Annotated in this window: 13 protein-coding genes; all 13 read left to right on the top strand. The window is 61.9% G+C overall.

All coding sequences use genetic code 11. The features are described from left to right. Window positions 1–243: 243 nt before the first annotated feature. The 13 genes from H6678_03765 (at window position 244) to H6678_03705 (ending at window position 24383) form a co-directional block, all read left to right on the top strand. Window positions 244–1416, top strand: coding sequence for a hypothetical protein (locus H6678_03765; GenBank protein MCB9472911.1), 1173 nt, complete (start codon window positions 244–246; stop codon window positions 1414–1416). 14 nt (window positions 1417–1430) lie between these two features. Then, a complete protein-coding gene (locus H6678_03760; protein MCB9472910.1) occupies window positions 1431–2291 on the top strand; it encodes a hypothetical protein in 861 nt (286 codons plus the stop codon). A 62-nt stretch (window positions 2292–2353) separates the two neighbouring features. Then, window positions 2354–3115 (top strand): hypothetical protein, encoded by a 762-nt coding sequence (locus H6678_03755; GenBank protein ID MCB9472909.1) that lies wholly within the window; start codon window positions 2354–2356, stop codon window positions 3113–3115. Window positions 3116–3163: 48 nt separating this feature from the next. Beyond that, a complete protein-coding gene (locus H6678_03750) occupies window positions 3164–4228 on the top strand; it encodes a PilZ domain-containing protein (GenBank protein ID MCB9472908.1) in 1065 nt (354 codons plus the stop codon). A 620-nt stretch (window positions 4229–4848) separates the two neighbouring features. After that, the gene (locus tag H6678_03745) at window positions 4849–8820 is read left to right on the top strand and encodes a TonB-dependent receptor (protein MCB9472907.1); all 3972 of its coding nucleotides are present in this window, start codon (window positions 4849–4851) and stop codon (window positions 8818–8820) included. 11 nt (window positions 8821–8831) lie between these two features. Further along, window positions 8832–10949: a right-handed parallel beta-helix repeat-containing protein gene (locus H6678_03740; GenBank protein MCB9472906.1), complete on the top strand. Its 2118-nt coding sequence runs from the start codon at window positions 8832–8834 to the stop codon at window positions 10947–10949. A gap of 8 nt (window positions 10950–10957) precedes the next feature. Beyond that, complete coding sequence (locus H6678_03735; GenBank protein MCB9472905.1) at window positions 10958–14089, top strand: hypothetical protein; 3132 nt, start codon at window positions 10958–10960, stop codon at window positions 14087–14089. A gap of 20 nt (window positions 14090–14109) precedes the next feature. Further along, window positions 14110–15120, top strand: coding sequence for a PorV/PorQ family protein (locus H6678_03730; protein ID MCB9472904.1), 1011 nt, complete (start codon window positions 14110–14112; stop codon window positions 15118–15120). Between the two features lie 13 nt (window positions 15121–15133). Continuing rightward, window positions 15134–17953 carry a hypothetical protein gene (locus H6678_03725; protein ID MCB9472903.1) on the top strand — a complete coding sequence of 940 codons (2820 nt, stop codon included), beginning with the start codon at window positions 15134–15136 and terminating at the stop codon, window positions 17951–17953. A 198-nt stretch (window positions 17954–18151) separates the two neighbouring features. Next, a complete protein-coding gene (gene mltG / locus H6678_03720; GenBank protein MCB9472902.1) occupies window positions 18152–19264 on the top strand; it encodes an endolytic transglycosylase MltG in 1113 nt (370 codons plus the stop codon). Continuing rightward, window positions 19245–21641, top strand: coding sequence for a UvrD-helicase domain-containing protein (locus H6678_03715; protein ID MCB9472901.1), 2397 nt, complete (start codon window positions 19245–19247; stop codon window positions 21639–21641). The genes mltG and H6678_03715 overlap by 20 nt, the downstream gene beginning before the upstream one ends. Before the next feature lie 19 nt (window positions 21642–21660). After that, on the top strand, window positions 21661–22527 hold the full coding sequence (gene nadC, locus H6678_03710; protein ID MCB9472900.1) for a carboxylating nicotinate-nucleotide diphosphorylase: 867 nt from the start codon (window positions 21661–21663) through the stop codon (window positions 22525–22527). Further along, on the top strand, window positions 22524–24383 hold the full coding sequence (locus H6678_03705; protein MCB9472899.1) for a choice-of-anchor J domain-containing protein: 1860 nt from the start codon (window positions 22524–22526) through the stop codon (window positions 24381–24383). The genes nadC and H6678_03705 overlap by 4 nt, the downstream gene beginning before the upstream one ends. Window positions 24384–24421 lie beyond the last annotated feature (38 nt).

The raw sequence follows: 24421 nt of genomic DNA, 5'->3' as shown, positions 1-24421 counted from the left end.
CTGGCTTCTTCTTACTTTGGGGCCTTTCCGGCAGCGGGCGCATTCTCGGTCTCGCCTTCCTGCCTCCGTTTCCTGCCTTGACGTCTGGTGGAACCCCTGACCTTCGTGCCGGCTGCTCCGCGGGCTGCGGACCCGGGAACGACCGCCATCGGACCGGGAGGAGCACCTCCGCCGGGTGCCTTGGCAACCCCGCACCGGCCGCGCACGAAGACCTGTCTGTCGCCCTCAATTCGGGATATCGCAATGGCCAACGAAGGCAACCTGTTCCTGCAGTTTCTGCTGCTGCTTTTCCGCCGCAAGAGACTCGTGCTGGGCATGGTCCTGGTGAGTGTCACCCTGACCGCGATCTACAGTCTGGTGATGGACAAGACCTGGGAAGCCCGCGCACTGATCGTGCCACCCACGGGCGGTGCCTCGGGTCTGGCGGGCCTGCTGGGCGACATCCCCATGGCCGGCATGCTGAGCGCGTTCACCGGAGAGTCGGGCAGCGGCGAGTATTACCTGGCCATTCTCAACAGCCGCGTGATGTATCAGAAGGTGCTGGACAAGTTCGAGTTGCGCACTCATTACGAACTGGACGAGGACACCAAGATCGAGGACGTCTACGAAATGATGTCCGAGAATCTCTCCGCGGAATTCGATGTCAACTCGGGCATGATCACCCTGCTGGTGAAGGACAAGAACGCCCAGCAGGCCCTGGAGATGGCCGAGTACATGGTGGCCGAACTGGAAGCGCTCAACCGGCAATACTCCTCACGCAAGGCCGCCGAGAACCGGCGTTTCGTGCAGGGCGAGGTGGACAAGATCTACGCGGGTCTGGACAGCCTCGAGAATCTGATGCTGGCCTTCCAGAAGCAGGAACGTCTGCTGGAGCCCGAACGCCAGGCCGAGGAGCTGCTCAAAGGGTATGGAGAACTGAAATCCCGTCTGGAGCTCAAGGGCCTGGAACTGAGCCTTGCCCGCCACAACTACAGCTCGGGCCATCCGGTGGTCAAGGAGCTGGAACAGGAAGTCCAGATCCTGCAGACACGCCTGGACAAGGCGTATACCAAGGGCGACGATGACCTCTTCATCGCTATCCAGGATCTGCCCCGTGCCACACTCGAGTACCTGCGGCTGAAGCGCGAGCTGGAAATCGGCAACCAGAAACTGCTGTTCATGCTGCCGCAGCTCGAGCAGGCCAAGATCCAGGAAGTGCGTGACACCGATGTGCTGGAAGTGCTGGATCCGCCGCGGCTGCCGGAGAAACGCATCCGCCCCAAGCGCACGCTGATGGTGGCCCTGGCCGGGCTTGCCGCGCTGGTGCTGGCCAGTCTGCTGGTGCTGGTGCAGAAGAAGATCGAAGACGATGAATCGCTGCACGGACAGCTCAAGGAGCTGGGGCAACACCTGCGCGACCTGCTCACATTCAAATGACACTGAGGATTTCCGTGAAGCACCTGACCCGCCCCCGCCTGTTCCTGATGCTGACCCTGCTGGTGGCCGCCTGCTCGGGCGGTCCCGAACTGGCGTCGATCCGTTTCGAGAAGACCCTGCTGCCCAACCGCCTGTATACGGTGAATGCGCTCACCGAGTCCAGTTCGGGCATCGAGATCGAGCGCATGCCCGGAATGGAAGGCCTGATCTCGGAAAAACATTCGGCCACGGCGCGCTCGCGCCAGTTGCTGACCACCGGGCCTCTCTTCGAGGGGGCGATTCCCCTGAGGCTTGAGACCATGGATTACGATGGCACCGACGACTCGCTGGAGATGCACTTCAATCTGGCCGGTGTATACGGCAATGCCCGTTTCGATTCCAGCAGCAAGCAGATTTCGCTGCTGGATCTTCAGGGGGAGTGTCAGGACACGCTGCTCTCGCTGCAGGATGTGGGGGATTTTCTTGTCTCGGCCTATCAGGCCATCCAGGGTGCCTTGCTGGACACGGTGCGCCAGTTCAGTGTGGGGCAGAGCGATACGGTCAGTGGAGTCCAGCTGCATCCGATGGGGCCGCTGAACATGAGCCTCAAGGAAATCTCGGTGTACACGCTGGACAGGATCCAGGGCGACAGCGCCTGGTTCTCCGTGAAGCGCTGGGCCGAGCTGCAGGATGACGAGATGGTGACCTCGCTCAATACGACGGTCGAGGGCACCGGATCGGGCAGCATGCTCTATCTGATGTCCGAGAACTATGTCGTACAGACCTCGCTCAGCACCAGCCTGACCGTGTCGCATACGACCGATTCTCTGGCCTTCGTGGCCACCTCGGGCAGCCGGATCGATGTGACCACGACCATCGAACCCAGTCAGCCGTGACACGGGTCCGGCTCGCGGACAGGATGGCGCAGAGGTTCTTCAGGTTCGCCGGGGAACTGATCGTGCTGTGTACCATCCTGACCGGGGCATCGTGCGCCGCGCCCTGTCCTTCGGTGCTCGATCATCTGCCCCCGTCCTCGCCCGCGTGCCTGCTGGATGCCTGGTCCTGCGAGCTGCGGTTCGCAGCTCCCGATGATGGGCCGGAGGCTCCCGGACCATTCAGTTTCAGACCCTGGTATGGCCAGATCGACGAGCGATATACCCTGAACTGGGAAACCGGGCAGGGATTCCACCTCGAGGTGGAACTGTCGCAGGGCCCCACCGACACCCTGCGCTACCGCGAACGTCTGGAAGAGCTGGCCTCATTCCTCAGTGGTTTTCTGGATGTCTGGAACAGCGCCATGTTCCGCGTTCCCTGTGAGACGGTGCCCGACAGCACCAACTGGAGCGCCGAAGATGGTGGATGGTGCGCACGCTATCCCGTCGCGCCTGACGGGTTCGTGGAGCAGCACTGGGATTCCAGCGGCTTTCCCCGGGGCATCCAGGGCTGGCAGGAGGGTATCCAGCTGTTTCAGGCCGATCTGGCGCCTTTGGTGACCCACGGTGAAAACCTGCTGGGCCAGGCCGACATCTGGCTCGAATCCGGTCTGGTGCATTACCACTTCCGGCTGGAATACAGCCTGGTCAGCCGTTTCCTGATGCCCGCCCGCCTGCTCTTCAATTCATCGGTCTGGGGCTCGGAGCAGGAGCTGCGCATTGAATTCCGCCAGTACCAGTGGAGAATCAAGGATCGGGACCATGATGACGATGTAGGAAGGGAATGAACCCGTCCCGGCGGACCGGGAAGTGATGGTGCCAGAGCAGGAGCCGCGTTGACCTTTCTTCAGCAGATTTCCTGGCATTTCCGCGATTCCATGGAAGGATCGGCCATCATGATGGTGACCGTGATCCTCCTGCTGCTGCTGTCGCCGGCCTTCATCAAGATGGCCAAGGACCGCCTGGCCCTCCAGCGCCGCAACAGCACCTTCATGGATCAGCTGGCCCATACCGAGCTGAGCATGGCCGAACGCAAGATGGTGGTGCGGGCGATCCACGAGATCAGCCCGGGGAATCCCGAAGCCCTGCTTCAGGATCCGCGGATCTTCAATCGCTGGGTCGACGGCATGCCCGAGATCGCCCAGCCGTCCGCCGCACTGATCGAGCAACTGTCCCACATCCGCCGGGTGCTTTACAGCGATGTATATGTAGTACCGCCGCTGCGCAGCACGCGCGACTTCCAGCCCAATCTGTTCGTCAACATCTGCCTGGCGCGCGGCGCCAATGTGCTGCAGCCTTCGGTGCTGGTGGAGCTGGACGATGGGCAGCTGACCTTCCGGCTGACCCGCAAGGATTCAAGCTATTCCTATCGGCCCGGCGATCGCCTGTTGCTGCACGTGCCCCATCCCGAGGCGATGTACATCGCGCCGGTGTCGGTGATTTCCGTCAGCAGCGACCAGCGTCAGATCACCGTGAGCCATGCGCAGGCCCGTGAATTCCAGGTCCGACAGTACCGCGAGTTCTGGCGTGTGGATCTGGACATGTCGATCCGCTTTCATGTGATCACGCGCGATGGCGATCCCGATCCGGCCCATCCGGGACACCATGATGGACACATCCTGAACCTCTCGGGGGGCGGAGCCGCTCTGGTCTGTGCGCGTGAATTGCCTCGGGGAGTCCATCTGCGATTCCCGCTTTATCTGGCGGACAGGGTGCTGAATCCTGTGGTGGCCCGGGTGATCGAAAGCCAGAACCTGCCCGGGGAGAAGTGCAAGGCGCACCTGATGTTCGCTGGCATCTCACCCGAAGAACGTGACCAGATCATCCGCTCACTCTTCCAGTGGCAACGTGAACGGCTCCAGCAGGACCTGGACCTGAAGCACGGAAACGACCTGACCTGATCGGGTCCGAAAAACCTCACGGCATCAGCCAGCCCGATCGCGGCCTGGCGTTGCACTGGTTCAGATCCCTCCTCGAACACCTTGCCGACGGGCCGAATTCCATTTTCCAAAGCTGTGTCTGTCGGCTCAAGCTCGAAAGCATACTTGATAGCGCCAATTCGACGGAAATCCGTCTGTTGCTCATCCCGGGATCCCGTACACGGTTTACACTCTGTTAATCCATTCTTGCCCGAGAACATCCCCCCCGGAGGCATCTGCTCCTTTTGGAAGCTGCAGAACCGGACTTGGAGATTCTGGTCCGATTTCTGCTGAAGGTCGGGTGGAGTGTCGGATCAGGACGGGACAGTCGTGACTATCGGGGACCCCGTTCCTTGCCAAACCCGGTTTTCTTGATTTGGCTTGGGCAATATCCTAGGTTGGCGCCGTTGCTGCGAACCTGTCGGTATCCGATTCGTTTGTCGATCCCCGTAGGGCACCATCCGTTCCATCCTGCTTTCCATGGCATCGCCACCCAGGTGATCCACGGTCGTGGGGCGTGCACTCCCGGAGAACAAGTCAGGATCTCGCCACCCATGCAGGTTCACGTTGGCCATCTCACATCCTGTTCAGCGGAGGGTACCATGAGGAGCGTCACGCGTCTCCGTGCGTTCTCCAACCCTTTTTTCACCCTGTTGCTTGCTTTGCTGCTGCTCAGTCCCGCAGCCTGGGCCGGTCGGGGCAAGATCAAGGGCAAGGTGATCGACACCAAGAGCGGCGAACCGGCCGAGGCCATCGTCAAGCTCGAGGGTACCAGTTACGGCGCCTACACCGACTTCGAAGGGGAATTCCTGATTCCCCAGGTGGATGCAGGCATCTACACCGTGACCATCACCAGCCTGAATTACCATCCGGTCACCATCGAGCAGGTTCCGGTCGCCTCCGACCAGACCTACGACGTGGGCACGATCAAGCTCACCAGTTCCGCCGTGGAACTCGAGACGGTGATCATCGTGGCGGACAAGAAGAAGATCGACCTGGGTGAAGCCAGCGGCAAGACCACCAAGACCGGCGAGGAAATCAGCCGGCAGGCGGCCACCGACGTGACCGACGTGCTGCGTGGCACGGCCGGTTTCAAGATCGACGACGAGGGCGCGATTCACGTGCGCGGGTCCCGTACCGAAGAAGTGAAGTACGTGATCAACGGCATCGACTCGCGTGACCCGCTGGTGGGCGGGCAGAATTACGTCAACGTGGACGTGGCCAACATCGAGCAGATCGACGTGCTCTCCGGTGGTTTCGGCCCCGAATACGGTCAGGCCCAGGCCGCCGTGGTGAAAGTGACATCCAAGGAAGGTGACACCGACGGCTACCACGGCCGCTTCGAGTGGAGCACCGACCGCGCGTTCGACGCCTACTCCTTCAACACCGACGGCTACAACCTGTCCATCGGTGGCCCGCTGCCCTTCCAGAACAACATTCCCAAGAATCGCCGCACCACCTTCTTCTTCGCCGGGCGCGTGTATCTGACCGATACCTACCTGCCCTACGACATCGACCGCGGCAGCAGCGATTACGTGAACCTGGGCATCGACCTGCCCGAACGCCAGAAGAACGAATACAGCGCCTCGCTGAACATTTCCATTCCGGTGACCGACACCCATCGCCTCAAGATCTACGGCGAGCGCTTCTATCGCCGCTGGGACCTCTACCCCGAAGGCGAAGGCCCCGTGTCCGGCAACTACGGCTATCCCTATCTCTACAACGAGCGGGATCGTCCGCGCGCCGAGAACAACCGCAGCAACATCTCGCTGACCTACACGGCGCCCATTCCCAGCAAGAACGCCACCTTCGAGGTGCGCGCCTACCGCTCCAACACCAAGACCCTGATCTCCCCCGGAGGTCGCACGCCCGACCAGTTCGTGCTTGAGCTGCCGGCTCAGGAGCAGGCCAACGAAGACGACAAGAGCGCCTTCCTGGGCAACGGCTACCAGGACAACGACGACAACGGCTACTTCGACGGTTATGTGGATGCCAACAACAACGGTCAGTACGACGGCTATGTGTACGACTCCCACGGCAACCCGATCTACAGCGAAGGCTACGAGGATCTGAACCGCAATGGCCGCTGGGACCGCGGAGAAGACTGGGTGGATCTCAACGGCAATGGCCAGTACGACACGGCCGAGCCCTGGACCAATATTCCCAACCCGGTCAACGGCGAGGACAATCCCTGGTTCGATCCGTGGGACATCTACGATGACCTGAACCACAACGGTCGCTGGGACGATGCCGAGCCCCAGACCACCGAGCAGGACACCAACCACAATGGCATCTGGGACGGCGAACGTTTCCAGGATGTCAACGGCGACGGAATCTGGAACGGCTGGAGCGAAGACTTCGTGGATGCCAACGGAAACGGCGTCTGGGATCCGGGCGAAGACTACACCGATGAGAACGGCAACGGCCGTTTCGACATGGCCGAAGGCTACGACGACATCAACGCCGACGGCCGGATGAATTTCCGCGACGTGCGTGAAACCAACGAGGATCTGGGCGAGCCCTACCTCGACGGCGACTTCTTCTGGGACACGGGCGAGCCCTTCATTGACGAGGCCGACCCGATCACGGGCGTCTACAACGGCATCTGGGATGCGGGCGAAGTCTGGTTCGACCTGCCCAGCACCTACGGCGCCTACGCGACCTGGATCGCCGGCGGACGCCGCAATCAGCAGCCCCAGCCCACCCTCAACGGCATCTACGATGGCCCCAACAATACCTTTGACGAATTCGAGCTGTTCACCCGCTTCGCCGATTTCGTGGTGGATCCTTTCCAGCAGTATCACGGCGAAAGCGACGTGCGCACGGTGGGCCACACCCCCGGCGAGTTGATCACCAATGAGCATTTCCGCGAGACCGTGATCGATGTCAGCATGCCGGTCGTCTACAGCTACAATGGCGAGGACAACGGCAGCGACTGGTACAACGATGGCGTGAGCATCTACAGCGCCAACAAGACCGGTGCCACCTGGCAGAACCGTGGCGACGACCCGCTGAGCATCGGCGCGACCTTTGACCCGCCCAACCTGGACTGGGATGAGTGGGAGCCCTTCGTGGACTACAACTCCAACGGCGTGCAGGACGGCAACAACTGGGGCGGCGGCCCGGATTCGCCCTGGGGGTACCAGTACAACTTCGAAGCCTACTACGACTTCTTCCTGAACCCCAACAATTTCGACGGCCAGGCGATCTGGCAGGAGCGCAGCTCCACCACCCTGTCGCTGGAAACCGAGTACCAGTGGCAGATCAACAAGTATCACGACGTGCTGGGCGGAGCCCAGATCATGGCGCGTGATCTGCAGATGAACTCGATCGAAAGCCCCAACAAGCTCTACGATGGGTCTTCGCCACTGCCGATCGGCAGCCCCTATCCGGAACGCGGAAACTTCCGCGACTTCTACGACCGCCAGCCCACCGAAGGCGCGCTGTTCTTCCGTGACCAGATGAACTTCGAGGGCATGAACGTACTGGTGGGCATGCGCTGGGACTTCCTGCTGCATGAGAAATCCGTGGTCAACGAATCCGACGAAGCGGCCAACGCCGGTGATCCCGGAGCCGTGCACGCCCAGCGTGGCACCAGCCGCCTGAGCCCGCGCCTGGGCATCAGCCACCCGATCACCGAAAGCGCCAAGCTGTACTTCAACTACGGCCACTTCTATCAGGCGCCCCAGTACACCTACTACTACCAGTCCACGACCGGCTCACGGGCCAACAACACCCTGGTGGGCAACCCCAACCTCAAGTATGAGAAGACGGTCGAGTACCAGTTCGGCGTGGAAGCACGCTGGGCCGAGATTGGCACCACCGTGAACCTGCAGGGTTACTACCGCGACATTTTCGACCAGATCACCTCCACGGTCATCGAGCTGGCCCCGGGGTATACGATTGACCAGTGGACCAACGGCGACTACGGCCGCGTGCGCGGTGCCAACATCAGCGTCGAGAAGGCCGAACGCAACTACTCGGTCAGTTTCAACTACGAGCTCAGTTTTGCCTACGGCAAAGCCTCCAGTTCCCGCGCCGCCTCCGAGGATCGTCTCAATGGCAATCCGGTGAATCGCGACGAGCGCCCCCTTGACTGGGACCAGACCCACAGCCTGAATGCTTATTACAGCCTCTACTTCGGTCAGGGCGAGAATGCCAGCCTCTTTGGCTTCAGGCTGCCCGACGACTGGCTGTTCAGCATGAGCAGCAGTTTCGCCACCGGTCGCCCCTACACCCCCTCGATCTACCTTGAGGATGTGGAGCACGTGGCCCTGATCGCCCGCAATTCGCGTCGCATGCCCTTCACCGAGGAGACGCGCATCAAGTTCGAGAAGTACTGGCGCTTCAAGACCAGCAGCCACAACCTGGTTACGGGCATTGAAGTCACCAACCTCTTCAACCACCGCAACGTGCGCAACTACTATGCGGAAACGGGCAATTACTACCAGGCGATGCACGCCAAGAATCCGGACTTCGTGCTGTATTACCCCGGCAAGTACGAGTACGACAACAACCCGCGAAACATCGGGCCCGGTCGGAATATCCTGCTGCGGTTCGGTTACAAATTCTAGCTGGAGCACCGATGAAGCGATACACACCGTGGCTGCTCGGCCTGCTGATTTTGATTGCGGGCCTGGGTTGCGACGACAACAACGGCAACCAGTACGATCGTACGGTGACCGAGACCTTCCGAACCTGGCGCACCGAAGTGGTGGACAGTCTCGTGTCCGGCACCTGGACGCTTGCCAACTCGCCCTACTATGTGTCCAGCTCCGTGGCTGTGGCCGCCGGGCAGACCCTGGTGATCCAGCCGGGCGTGGAAGTGCTCTTCGAGCGCAACAGTTCCATGTATGTCGAGGGCACCCTGACGGCCATTGGCACCAACGCCAGCCCGATCAAGTTCTATCCCGTGATCCTCAAGGAGGATTATGGACTCTGGCAGAGCCTGGTCTTCATGCCGGGCAGTGATGCCAGCGAGCTGAAGTTCGCCATCGTGGCCTATGGCGCCAAGTTCAACAACTCCGACCCCTACAAGAATGCCGCGATCGTGGTGGACGACAGCAGTCCGACGATCGAGCACTGCATGATCTACCTGAACCAGTACAACGGCATCAGCTTCATGCATGGCGCCCTGCCGCGCTTCCGCTCCAACATCGTGCACGAGAACGATGGCTCCGGTGTGGTGTTCGACACCACCCACGTGGGCACGACCCAGTTGCTGGACTGGCAGGGCGACAGTCTCTTCGCGCGCAACAACGTGTCACGCAATTCCTCGCTGGCCTTCCGCTTTCCGGTGGAAATGGGCGAGCTGCAGTGGGGCGTGACGATCTACGACAGCGTGTATGTGGCCGACACGCTCAACACCATTGACACCCTGGTGGTGCTTGACAACCGCTTCGTGCTTGGCGAGAACACCTACCGCAATGAGAACCGCGACAAGGTGGACGTGCTGGGCAATTGCATGGATGACGCGCTCTTCGACGAACTGAACGCCGACTTCCAGAGTTTCAACTCCTGCAGCCCCTGCATCGAGGCCGGGTATGACGTGACTTCCGCCAAGCGGTCCGATGTGGGGCCCGTGCTCTATCAGGCCTCGGCCAACGAACTGCGCAAGCAGATCAAGAATTCCACCCTCACCGGTACCTGGCGTGTCACCTGCGATGCGTTCAGTTCCGAGGACGTGACCATTTCGCCGGGAGCCCGGCTGGAATTCGCCGGCTTCTACGGCCTGGAGTTCAACGGCAACCTCAACATCGACGGTGCCACCTTCGACCTGGCCCCCGAGTCCGACTGGACCGTGACGCCCGGAACCTCTTTGTCCGACTGGCGCAGCTTGCTGATCAAACCACGTACCGACGACCTGAGTCTGGCGGGCACGACCCAGCAGATCACCGCCACCATCAGCAACAGCAGTTTCGCCCGTGGCAGCGAGTCCGGATTCTCGGGTCAGAACTACATCCAGAATGGCGGCATCATCGAACTGCGTGATACGGAGAGCTATTACATCGAAGGCAGCCCGACGCTCTACCGATTCGATGCCGACATCGATCTGACTGTCAGCGGCTGCGATTTCGATCACACCACCTACTACTCGGTGGCGGCCCACGGCCCCGGCAGTCATGCCACCGTCGAGAACTGCACTTTCACCAACAATGGTCTCTCGGCTCTGTTCGCCGGCAATGGCGCCAGCGCCTCCTTCACGGGCAATCGTCTGGATGGCTGTCGGTTCTACGGGGTGTTCATCTACAACACTCCTCAGATGGCCCTGATCGAGAACAACCTGATCATGAACTGCGATGTCTACGGCATCAAGGTTCAGGCCACTCCCAACGCCAGCATCCTGCAGAACACCATCCTGTTCAACGGGTATGGCGGCATCAAGGTGGAAAGCCAGTCCAATCCCGTGATCCGTTACAATATGGTCGTGGGCAATGACTACAGCCTCAGCAGCACCGCCACCGGCATCGTGGGCAACCAGATCGGTGCCAGCTTCGATACCAACAACCCTGTGATCGATCAGAACTGGTTCCACGACAACGGTGCCGCCGATGAGAGTTTCCCCTCCAACTGGGACGTGGGCGCCTGCAACCTCGAAAACCAGGATCCCCAGCTGCAGGGCAGCAACTGGCTGCCGGCCAGTGGCACCATCGACTGCGGAGGCAGTGTGGTGTCGGTCGGCTGGAATCCCGGGGAGAACTAGAAGAGACCATGAAAACCCATCACACCTTCCACACTCTCCGCATGGGTCTGGTGCTGGCCACCGCTGGCCTGCTGGCTGTCACGCTGCAGGCCAAGGAGGACGACAGCCGCTACGAGCCCGTGATCCGCAAGGACGAGCCCGTCTCACGCAATGTCAGCGCCGACTGCGAGCGCCCCACGCTGGACCTGCGCGTGCACCGCGTGGGCAAGATGTGGATGACCTTCAAGAACGACGGCACCTTCGGTCACGGCGACGCAACGGGCGACGACGATCCGGTCACCGGCGAGCAGGCGCCCCAGTGCGAGTATCCCGGCGGCAGCGGGGTCGAGTACCTCTACCAGGGCTCGGTGTGGGTCGGCGCGCTGATCGTGGACGATTCCGGCATCGAGACCCCGCGTGTCTCCTTCGGCTCCGAGGGCTGGGACCGCGACGTGAACGAACTCTGGCCCGGTTGCGGCGAGGAGTTCAAGATTCGCGAGCGCACCACCCGCCTGAACGCGCTGGACTACCTGGACCGCAACATCTACGACTCGCTGGCCGTGTCCGAGCAGGACTTCTATTCGGCCTACACCGACACCATCGACGATCTCGGCCTTCTGCCCAACGGCCAGGTCTGGGACCCCCAGGACAACAACCATGTGCCGCTGGGCGTCAAGGTCGAGATGGAGTCCCATGCCTGGAGCTACAGCTACGCCCAGGACTTCATCGTCATTGACTACAAGATCTCCAACATCGGTTCGAAGTTCCTCAAGAACCTCTACATCGGCCTGTATGTCGACGCCGATGTGGGGCACGGCGACGAAGCCGGACAGGGGCGCGCTTCCGATGACTTCTGCGGTTTCCGGCGCACGGCCATCGACACCGTGTCCAATCAGCACATCCTGATCAACACGGCCTACATCGCCGACAACGACGGGCGCCCGGCCAGCGAGACCAGCGGCACCAACTTCACCTGTCCCGACGTGACCGGCACCCGCATCCTGCGCGCGCCCAACCCCCAGCTGCAGACCACCTTCAACTGGTGGAACTCCAACGCCTCGCCCGACCAGGATTACGGCCCCGCCTGGACCTGGTGGCAGGACCATCCCGACGCCCGTGGCGACGACATGAGCTGGAGTCTGATCCTGGGCACGCCCGAGGCCGACATCCACAAGTATCAGGTCATGTCCAACGGCGAGTTCGATCCCAGCATGCCGGCCTGTGTCGTGGGCCAGAGGCCCCCAGCTCAGGTGGAGCTGGATCCGGTCACCGGGGACACGCTGCTCTACCGCGAGTTCGATGTGGTGGGCGGCGGCGTGAATCCCAACGGCGATGACACGCGCTACCTGATTTCCTGGGGCCCGATGGGCGTGTTCGACTACACCGATGCGGGTGGCAACAACATCTATCGCCTGAATCCGGGCGAGTCCTTCGTGATGACCGTGGCCTACATCGCCGGGCAGAACCTGCACGACCGCAGCCACCCCCAGGGCGCTGTGACCTCACGCATTGACACCACGGTCTTCGACTGGACCGATTTCGACTTCAACGCCATCTGGTCGCAGCGCGTCTACGACAACGAGATGTACGACACCCCGATCTACGACCTGGACGGCGATGGCTTCTACGAGACGGGCGACGGCTGGCCCGGCGAGGACTTGGGGCTTGACGGCCTCTGGGCCCCGGCCATCGGCGACACTGTGAAGTACTGGGGGCGCGTGGTCACCCTGCCCAGCGGCCTGCCCGCGATCTACGAGGGGCCCGACAGCCTGGAAGGCAACGGCAAGCTGGACGAAGGCTTCTCCTCGCTCTGGGGCGAACAGGTTTCCGAAGACGATTTCCTTTGGACATTCCTGCGCAACCGCGGCAATCTGGAAATGGTCGAGGACTCCTTCCTGATCAACGCCGGCCCCAAGTTCTCCCAGGGTCTGCGCGAAGACTGGTACATCGGCCACTTCAACAACAACGGCTTCCTGGATGCCGGCGATGGCATTCCCGATTTCCAGGGACCGCCGCCCCCGCCCTGCCCCGACATGGAAGTCGTGACCGGTGACAAGTGGGTTGAACTGCGCTGGCAGCGCAATTCGATGTCCGAGGCCTACGTCGATCCCTTCAGCCGTGTGCAGGATTTCGAAGGCTACCGTGTCTACGCGGGCAACGCCAACTTCGAAGCGGACTACACCCTGCTGGCCGAATTCGACAATGTGAACTACGCCTACCGCGACAACACGGGGGCGCTGCGCACCCTGCCCGATCCCGGACCCTGGGGCGCACAGCCTTTCCGTGATCCCGTGCGGGGCTGGGAACGCCAGCCCGTGGGCAACAACAGTGGCTTTGGCGCCATCGTGCACGTGGAAGGCGAACCGGACGAAGAAATCCTGATGGACATCAATGAGGATGCCTGGATCGAACAAGGCATCGCGGTCTGGGTCGACGCCCCCGGCGACACGACTTTCTGGCTGGATGGCAGCGCGGTCGAGCTGACCCGCAATCAGGCAGGGTATCTGAGCTTCACCAACGCCGACAACGAGAACGTGGTGTACACGGGCGACATGTACCTGGATGCCAACCGCGATCGCGTGTGGAACATGGGCGATGCCTACCATGTGGAGTTCCGCTATCGGCTGGAAGGCATCCAGAGCCTGTATCCGCGCTTCTATGCGGTCACGGCCTATGACTTCGGTGACTACCAGACCGGTACCGAGCCGCTGGAAACCGCCAAGAGCTGCAACGCGATCCGTCAGGCTCCCAGCGGTTCGCCCAGTCGCGAAGTGCGCGTGGTGCCCAATCCCTATCGCTTCGATCAGGATTACACCACCGAGCAGTCCTTCGGCAACAGCCAGCAGGGCCTCGCCTGGGAAAACCAGGATGATGGTTCCTCGGCCTACCTGCCCGCCCAGGACCGACGCATCGAATTCATGAACCTGCCCTACCAGTGCCTGATCCGCATCTTCAGTCTCTCCGGAGACCTGGTGCAGATCGTGCCGCACAATGTGGAAGGGGACCACAGCCGCTGGAATTCTGACTTCTCGGAAGCGTGGGACCTGAACAACCGCAACTTCCAGCAGGCCGCCAGCGGGCTGTATTACTTCAGCGTCGAAGACAAGACCCCGGGAAATGACGGATCGATTGCCACCGGCAAGTTCGTCATCCTGAAATAATCCGTGTCACGGAGACTTCCATGCGACTGACCCAGATCCTGGCCCTTTGTACAGCGGTGCTTGCCCTGTCCCAGAGTGCCTTCGCCCAGGTGAAAGCCGGCACGGTGACCGCCACTTTCCTCGAGCTGCCGGTGAGCGCGCGGGGCATGGGCATGGCCGATGCTCTGCTGCCCATCGCCAACGATGTGTCCGCGCTGTACTTCAATCCGGCGGGGCTGACCCTGGTGGAGAACTGGACGGCGGGATTCACCCATGTGGAACTGCCCGTTGATACGCGTCAGGACTGGGTGGGTGCCGCACGTACCTTCGACAACCTGGGCCTGAGCGCGGGCATCTCCCTGACTCACCTGTACACCGACCAGATGGACGAAACCACACCCGCTGCCCCCGAAGGCACGGGCAGGACCTTCAACTGGACCAATACCGCCCTGGGTCTGACCGTGGCCAAGCGTCTCACCGACAAGTTCAGCGCCGGCCTGACCGTGAAGTACGTCAACCAGAGCGCGATGGAATTCAATTCCGATGGCTGGGCCGCCGACGTGGGCACCTACTACGACACGGGCTGGAAGTCCCTGAAGGTGGCCATGATCATCGCCAACTTCGGGCCCGACATGACCTTCTTCAACGAGAAGGAAGATCCCCTGCCGATCCTCTTCAAATTCGGCATGTCCATGGATCTGATGGGCACCCCAACCGACGAGAATTACCTGCTGGGAGCCTTCGAATTCGGGCATCCCTCCGACAACGTCGAGCAGATCAACCTGGGCCTGGAGTACGCTTTCAAGCAGAGCTTCTTCATGCGCATCGGCAAGAAGATCAACGGGATCACCCGTGATACCTGGGACGATTTCCAGCAGGACGCGGGCAAGGACCCCTATCTGGAATATCCCCTGCTTTCTCTGGACGGGTTGACGCTGGGCACGGGCTTCATGCTCGATACCAGCAGTGGTGCACTGCAGTTCGATGTGGCCTACGCCCCGAACAAGTACCTGGAAGACCTGTTCATGCTGACCATGTCCCTGAAGCGCTGAGAGGATTTCACCAATGAAAAACTTTGGGTCACGACCCTTGAATCCCGTTCGGGGATTGGCGCTGGGAGCCTTGCTGCTGCCTGTCGTGTTCTGGCAGGGCTGCAGCAAGATTGACGGCAGCTACAGTACGAACACGGCCCCCACGGTCGCTTTCGTCAACAACGAACCCGACGCGGATGGTGTGCAGACAAACTTCCACATCGACCGCTACGCCTTCCTGATGCCGGACAGTCTGGTGGGTTTCGAGGAAGCCAGTCCGGCCAACTTCCCCGCTCCCGGAGCTGAGGACGTGTCGGGTGTGCGCTTCCAGCTGATCCACTATCAGTACCTGCAGATCGAGCACATCGATTCGATCTATGTGCTGGACGCCAGCGGGGAATGGGAACAGACCGTCTCACCGGCGCTCTACGAGCTGGACACCAACATCGGACGGTATCTGGGTCTGACCCAGCCCGCCATTGGTGCCCCCTTCCACTGGGAGCTGAACACCAACTATGTGCTCGCCGGTGATTTCACCTATCGCCCGGTCTACTCCTTCTCGCCGATGATCTTCTGGGCGGGCAGTGATCCCGATGGTTTCGTGGAAGAGTATCGTTTCACCGATCATGTCTACGAAACGGACGCGGCCCTGCAGACCTTCCTGTCCCAGTTGCGGGCCAACCCGGACATGAGTGGTGTGGATTGGACCTACACCCAGAACACCCAGGCCGTGGTCAATCTCACCACTCAGCTGGGGCGGATCCAGAAACATGCCCTGGTCGTGCAGAGCATCGACAACGACGGCCAGGTGAGCGAGCCGGCATACCGGCTGTTCAACCGCAGCAACCGTGCGCCGAACACACCCCGGATCACCTATCAGAAGGATGGGTACAACAGTGTCGGCCAGCCCGAGAACTACACCCGTCACATGATCGGCTGGGATGATTTCATTGGCGACGGTCCCACGGCAACCACGTTCCGCAACCAGGAAGAGTTTCCGGAGCTCCCGTGTTACAACACGGCGCTCAGCAACTGGAACGGCATCCGCTTCCTGATCAGCGGCGATGACCCCGACGACCAGGCATTCGTGACGATTCCGCTTGAATTCAAGTACGAGCTGGTGCGTTTCCAGGGTGATGCCGCCGCGCTGGATTCCTTCCTGCATTTCGACGCGCTCACCGACAACGGTGAATGGGTCGCCAGTTCGGGCCAGGCCGTCGAGCTCACGGAAGCGACGGTTCTGAGCTTCGACGAGTACAAGTTCAGCAATGGCTGGACGGCCAATTCGATTCTCGAACTCTTCAATCTGGAAAGCGGCTACTACCAGCTGCGTGTCTGGACCCGGGACGATGGTCTTGAGTCCACGGCCGTTCCCGCCTGGATCCGCTTCAGCACGCATCTGGCCGCTCCCACACGCGATGTGCTGCTGCTGAACTTCACTCCCCGCAACCTGTCGCCGGCGCAGATCGCCAACGCGCTGGGTGGGCACACGTTCGAAGAGCATGCCGAATTCTATCGGGGCATGATCAGCGAAGCGCTGGGCTCGATCACGGGCGTGGATCCTGTCTGGAGCACGGACGTGGCCGACGACAGCTACAACTGCTTCTACTGGGAACTGGAAGACGGCACACCGCCCAACTTCCCCGATCTGCCCAACTACATTCCCTTCTCGATGATGAGTGACTACCGCACCGTGATCTGCGTGGATGACGGATACAAAGGGACCACGGGCGTGAGGAACCAGATCACCCAGAACCTGAAGGTGATCGCGATGGATTACCTGGACATGGGGGGCAGCCTGTTCTGGACCGGCTACTCCAGTCTGTCCAAATCCTTCGGCTACAACGGGGTGGACATCAACAACACGGCCGCCTACCAGACCCAGAACGCGGGCGATTTTCTGGCGGCCTACCTGGGTGTCTATGACGTCTACGTGGACCAGTTCCTGACCTTCCAGAACAGTCGCGGCGACGGCAATACCGCCGGCATTCCAGAATTCGCCTTCCTGGATACGCTGCAGCTGCAGCAGTCCGTGATCGACACCATGCGCGCCGATGGCAACACCTTCTTCAACGGCCGATTCGATGATGGCGTGGATCCCTTCGACTGGCGCTCGCCGCTGCCCGGCAATGCCATTCCCTATGTGGAAGCCTTCTCGATCTACGAGCCGGCCGGCACCCAGAGCGTGTACACCTACAACAGCTATTCCGCCGAGCTGAATTCTCGCGAGACCTTCGACATCTTCCGGGTCGTGGGCGCAAGCAGCCTGCCGCCCCAGCTGTTCGTCAGTGCGGATTCGGTGGGCGGTTATGGGTTTGACTTCTCGCCCGATCCTGATTCGCAGGGTTGCTGGGTCAGTGTTCCCGACCAGATCCGCAACCTTCAGGACATCACCATCTTCAACGCCTACGAAGCACACAACCTGAGCCGCGCCGACGAGATGTGGGCCCAGCCTGTGGTGCATGTGACGATCAACATCAATGCGCGCGACCGTGTGTTCATGTACGTGCAGCACCAGTTCATCGGCGACCCCGCGGAGTACTGGACCGTGGGTGACACCGTGTCCGTGGACCTGCTCTGGCAGCCCATCCTGGACAAGCACCGCAAGGTGACCACCTGCTACACCGAGAACATGAACTTCAGCGTCAATCTGGGGCCGATCCAGGCCGGTGCCACGTATACCAACTTCCGCACGGCCTTCAACAGCATTCCGATGTATGTGATGGAGTACGGCGAACTGGGTACGGCCAGCCCGACCCTGGGCCTGTTGCCCGGGCCCGGTGCCCTGGGCCTGATGCAGAATGTGCTCTACAGCTTCTATTCGCCCAAGATCCAGGACTTCTTTGCTCCCTGAGCGAGTACCGTACCTGACACATGAGAACATGGGCAAGGCCCCACCCCGAGGGTGGGGCCTTGTGTTCACAGGCAACCCGCACGGATCGCCGCATGCAGCACCCGCAGTACCCAGTCCACGGACCTGACAATGGCAGGCACTGACTCCCGCTCCGGTCGTGGTCAAGGAAACCATCCACGCCCGGCGGGAAAAGAAGCGGTGCGCCGTGGAAATGGGGAACCCCGGAAGAAGGGTGCTGGTCCCATCCGCCTGCTGCTGTTCCTGCTGCTGACGGGAATCGTTCTGCCGGGGGGCTTCGCGCTCTGGTTGTTCGAGGCGCCGGCCGGTGATACCACGATCCAGCAGGAGGTGCGGATACGTCCGGGCACCAGCCTGGCCCAGGTGGTCAGCGCGCTGGACACTCTCGGGATCAGCGACCATCCCTGGGCCCTGCGCCTGTTGGCCCGTCTGACCGACAGTGATCGCGGGATCCAGCCCGGCATTTTCGTGCTGGATGGCCGAATGAGTCGCATGGATATTCTGCGGCGCATCGGCCGCTATGCCGTTCCGGGAGTGGACGTGCGCATCACCGAAGGCCTGCGCCTGCGTGAGCTGGCCGGGGTGGTGGCCCGGCAGTGCCAGCTGGACAGCCTGCGCTTTCTGCAGCTGTGCCGCGATCCGGGTTTCATTTCGGAACTGTCGCTGCCCGGTGACCCTGAAACACTTGAAGGGCGGCTTTTTCCGGATACCTACAGGATCAGCACACTCGACGATGAAGAAGCCCTGATCACGCGCATGGCCCGGCGAATGGAGGATGTGGTCTGCGGTCTGCTGCCGGACTCCTGTGGCAGTCTGGATCGCGTCCGGCTGCTGACCTTGGCCTCGATCGTCCAGGGCGAGTATCAACTGCCCTCGGAAGCGGATACCATCGCCTCGGTCTATCTCAATCGACTGCGCCGTGGCATGAAACTGCAGGCGGACCCAACGGTGCAGTATCTGCTGGACAAGCCGCGGCGTCTGCTGTATCGGGATCTGGAACTGGATTCCCCGTGGAATACCTATCTGTATGCTGGCCTGCCGCCCGGACCGATCAACTCCCCGGGGCGCATCGCGATTGCCGCGGTGCTGTTTCCGGCGGAAACTGACTACCTTTATTTCGTCGCCGACGGGCAGGGCGGACACTTTTTCGGGCGCACCCTGGCCCAGCATCAGTTGAACCGGCGCGTACTCGACAGTCAGCGTCGACGTCTGCGCCAGGAGCAACGCGAAGGCCGCAGAACTGGCGATTCCCTTTCGGTGGAATCGGTGGACAATGACGTCATTCAGCCTTGAGGAAGGGGCAAACTGCGTGGATCTGAGCGGATTGAATCCAGTCCAGCGAGAAGCCGTGATGGCCACGGATGGCAGCGTACTCATCCTGGCCGGAGCCGGCAGCGGCAAGACTCGCGTGCTGACCAGCCGCATCGCCTGGATGCTGGAACAGGGCCAGTGCAAACCCTGGCAGGTTCTGGCGCTCACCTTCACCAACAAGGCCGCCCGCGAGATGAAGGAGCGCATCGCCCATCTGGTGGGGCAACGGGTGGACGAGATGTGGGTCGGCACCTTTCACTCGGTCTTCGCCCGCATCCTGCGCCGCGAGGCGGAATACCTGGGCTACGACCGCAACTTCACCATCTACGACAGCGACGACCAGTTGCGCCTGGTACGCGAGTGCATGAATCACCTGGACATCAGCACCAACCAGCTCAATCCAAAGCGTGTGCGCGGCGAAATATCCTCCAGCAAGAATGCGATGCTGAGCGTCGAGGAGTTCGAGAAGAGCGACAGCGGCTTTGTGCACGACATGATCTCGAAGATCTACCGGGAGTATACGCGCCGACTGCGAGCGGCCAATTCGCTGGACTTCGATGACCTGCTGCTGAAACCCATCGAGCTGTTCGAGACCCACCCGGAACGACTGGCGGTCTACCAGGATCGCTTCCGACGCATTCTGATAGACGAGTACCAGGACACCAACAAGGCCCAGTTCAAGGTCACCGGCATGCTGGGCGCCCAGCACGGCAATGTGTGCGTGGTGGGCGACGACGACCAGTCGATCTACGGCTGGCGCGGCGCAGACATCAGCAACATCCTCGACTTCGAGGATCACTGGAAGAACGCGCGCGTATTCAAGCTGGAACAGAACTACCGCTCGACCGAGACCATTCTCGAAGCGGCACACGCCGTCGTCTCACAGAATGGGGGACGCAAGGACAAGAAGCTCTGGACCGAGAACGGGCGCGGCGAACCCGTGACCCTGCTCAGCGGCGAGGACGACGCGATGGAGGCGGCGCTGGTCTGCGACCGGATCCGCCGTGGCCATCTGGAAGGCCGGCCCTACAAGGACTTTGCCGTGCTCTACCGCACCAACGCTCAGTCACGGGCGCTGGAAGAATCGCTGATCCGCAATGGTATACGTTACCAGATCATCGGAGGCCTGCGTTTCTACGAGCGGCGCGAAGTCAAGGACGCACTGGCCTACCTCCGTCTGCTGGCCAATCCGCGTGACGAGATCAGCCTGCTGCGCATCATCAATTATCCACGGCGCGGTGTGGGTGATACGGGTCTGGCCGCACTGCAGAGTGCCGCCCAGCTCCAGAATCGCAGTCTGTACGACCAGCTGGCATTCGCGGGCAGCGTACCCGGCCTTGCCAAGGGCGCGCGCCAGAGCATGCTGGAACTGCATTCGCTGCTGGAAACCACCCGGACCCGCATGGCGGCCACTCCCCTGGATGTGGCCTTCCGTGATCTGCTGTCGGCCCTGCATATCTACGAAGCCCTTGAGGCGGAGGGGCCCGAAGGAAAGCCCCGCGTGGAGAACCTGCACGAGCTGGAATCCGCCGTGAAACGCTATGCCGAGAACAGCGAACTGGGACTCGAAGGATTCCTTCAGGAAGTGGCGCTGGTCAGCGACATCGACGGCATGGCCGACAGCGATGACCTGGTGACCCTGATGACCGTACACAGCGCCAAGGGGCTGGAATACGACACGGTCTTCGTGACCGGCATGGAGGATGGGCTGTTCCCCCTGGGCAATGCCATGGGTGATCCGGAGCAGCTGGAGGAGGAACGCCGCCTGTTCTACGTGGCGGCCACTCGCGCCAAGCGCCGGCTCTATCTCTGCCTGGCGCGCTTCAGAATGCGCTTCAATGGTGGCAGTGGCGGCCCCAGTCCTTTCCTGCGGGCGATTCCCGCCGAGCTGCTGCAGCAGGAAGGCGGCCGGCTGGGCGGCACCGGCGAGGAGAGTTTCGGAGGGCGCGACGGCCATTGGCAAGGCTCCGGCGCCACCCCGCGCAATCGCAGTCTGCTGCGCGAAGACTCCGCCGTGAGACAACGCCCACTGGGCGGCGGGCTGGACGGCAGTCGTCCCCAGAAGCCAGCCCGCAAGCGCACGGGCCTGCCGCTCTCGGGCAGCGAGGTGCTGTTGAACAAGGTCAGTCCTTTCCGCCAGGCGCCGGTTCCGCCCTCCGTCGAAGACGAATCCCAGGAGGCGGAAGTCTCCGATCCCTGCGAACTGACCGTGAATGCGGATGTGATGCACCCGACCTATGGCCCCGGCATCATCATCCACCGGGTCGGTTTTGACGAGAACATGAAGCTCACGGTCCGTTTCAAATCCGTGGGAGTCAAGAAACTGGTGGCCCGTTTCGCCCGCCTGAGGGTCCTGTGAAGTCTGGATGGATAGAGAGATGAACGGTCCAAGCGCCCGCAGCCTCACCTTGATCGACCTGGCTCTGGAAGAAGACCTGGGGCGGGTGGGGGATATCACGGCCCGGGCCTGCCTGGTTCCCGGACGCCGGGGACGGGCCCGCATCGAAGCGCGCCAGACCGGCGTGGTCTGTGGACTGGAGCTGGTGCGTGCCGTATTCATGCGTCTGGCCGACGGACGCCCGCTCGAGATCCGGAATCTGGTCGAAGAGGGGGCGCGTGTGACACCCATGCAGCGCCTGCTTGACATCGAGGGCGATCTTGCGGTGATTCTCGGCGGCGAACGTACCGCACTCAATTTCCTGCAGCGTCTCTCGGGCATCGCCAGCATGACACGCAGCCTGGTCGATCGGCTCGAGGGCTCGTCCACCCGCATCCTTGACACACGCAAGACCCTGCCCGGCTGGCGCGAACTGGACAAGGCCGCGGTGGCCTGTGGCGGGGGCCGCAATCATCGCCATGGCCTGTATGACCTCTTTCTGATCAAGGAAAACCACATCCGGGGCGCTGGCGGAATTCTGCCGGCGCTCGAGCGGGCTCGCGCGCTGCGCGACCAGGAAGACCTGGATTGCCAGCTCGAGATCGAAGTGGAAAATCTGGCCGAGCTGGAGCAGGCCATCGCCGGCGGAGCCGACATCGTGATGCTGGACAATTTCACTCCCGAGGGAGTTTCCAGCGCTGTGGAGCTGGCCGGTGGGCGTGTGCTGCTGGAAGTCAGTGGCGGCATCACTGCCGACAACCTGGCGGACTATGCGCGCCGGGGAGTGGATTTCATCAGCATCGGCGCGCTGACCCACAGCGTGAAAGCCTTCGATTGCTCGCTGCTGGTCGAGGAGGTGGACTCGTGATCCAATCCTCACGCCTGCGTTCACTGCTGTTTCTGTTGGTCCTGGCAGGCCTGGCTCTTGCCGGCGGGCTGGTTCACAAGGGGCGAGTCTTCCTTGTGGACGCCAACTTCACCCAGGGATTCGAAGAGGACGGCTGGCAGGTAGGCTGGACCATGGTCGACGGCGAGGGTTCCGGCAGCAGCTGGAGTCGCCTGTCCGCCAGCGAGTACTACTCCCCCTTTGCGGGCAACTGGTCACTGGGCTGCCGCTACAACGCCGATGGCAGCGCCAACGACGATTGGCTGATCACGCCTCCGCTGCGTGCCGACAGTGCCCGCACCACGTTCACCCTGCATTACCGCAGCCAGGATGTGAATCACCAGGAGCACATCCAGATTCTCAGTCTGGAAACCGATCAGGTCCAGGATCTGGGCAGTCTGGGCAGCAGCGAGCTGGAGTCGCTGTTCCAGGTGGAGCTGGAGAATGCGCGGGTTCCAAGCTCCTGGCAGACCTGGACCATGGAGGTCCCCGCCGACACCACCCGGCTCTGGTACGTGGCCGTGCGCTGCCTCTCCGCGGATCGCTTCGTGCTGCTCGTGGACGGCTATACCGGACTGAACACGGTGGCCACGGGCAATTACTTCGTCGAATCGCGCTTTCGCCCGCACACTCTGGGGGCAATTCCCGTGGACACCTTCCAGCTTGCTCCGCTGCGCATCTGGAATCTGGCCAGCACCGAGAGCCTCTGGGTGGTGCCCGGTTTCCATGACTCGCCCTGGGGGGCCCACATCGATGCGCCGTTCTACATTGACAATCTGGTGCGTGACACGCTGCTGATTCTGCCCGAGGCCTCGCTGGATCTGCAGACGGGCATCCAGGGAACCTGGGAAGTGGACGATGGTGGCCAGATCAGTACACTGCGCTTCAGCGGCAGTCGTGCCGACACCCTGCTCATCTCCTGGACCACATCGGAGGCTGGCCCCTGGACCCAGGACACGATCGCGATGGCATGCACGATCTGGGATCCCGACAGCCTGGAGCTGTACGCCTGGTCCGAGACGTTCAGTACCAGCACACTGGATTCCTTGCCGGGATGGGGGGGCAACCAGCCGACGCAGAGCCCGGGTTGGCAGATCGGCGAGTTCGTCAGTTCACTGAACTTCACCGTGCCCTGGCGCGAGTCCACAGGGTCCTTCGTCTACATCAACAGCGATGCCCAGGGGCTGTGGCGTTCCGACGGTACGACACCCGCGATCCAGAACGACACTCTCTGGACGCCCTGGATTCAGCTGCCCGCCGCAACTCAGGCACTGACTCTCAGTTTCGAGCTGTTTTACGATGACCGGGCCGGGTCCAGCCTGCAACTGCTGGGTCGCGACTCGGTCGCCGGCTGGCAGCTGCTGGATGAGCCCGAGGCCAGCGGGACGATCTGGAGCCTGAACGCCCTGGGACTGAATGCCTGGCTGGAATCGGATTCCCTGCAGCTGGCCTTCGTTTACCAGGGGAGCTGGTCCTACGGCGTGGCGCTGGACAACCTTGCGCTCCAGGCCGGGGATGAAGGCCTGCCCGTGTCACCTCCGCCAGCACCAAGACCACCGGCCGAATCGGCCAGTGTGCAGGTCAGTCCCAATCCATTCAACCCGATCACCCGCATGCACTATCAGGCTCCGGAAGCGGGCGTGCTGCATTGGCAAGTCTACAATCTGCGCGGCCAGCGGGTTTTCGACTCGGGCCCCCAGCGGGTCTGGCGAGGCGAGAACCTGTTCACCATTGACCTGGGGCCTGCCGCGGCCGGGATTTATCTGCTGCGCATCGAAGGCTCCGGGCCCGGTGGTGCCTGGCCCGGCCTGACCCGCAAGATCACGCTGTTGAAATGAAGCGGCCCCCGGTCACGACCACCGATCGGAACTCCGCG

This window comes from Candidatus Delongbacteria bacterium, from assembly GCA_020634015.1.
Lineage (GTDB): Bacteria > CAIWAD01 > CAIWAD01 > CAIWAD01 > CAIWAD01 > JACKCN01.
Note: the sequence above shows the minus strand (reverse complement) of the source record. Positions and strands in the feature narration are given on the sequence as shown.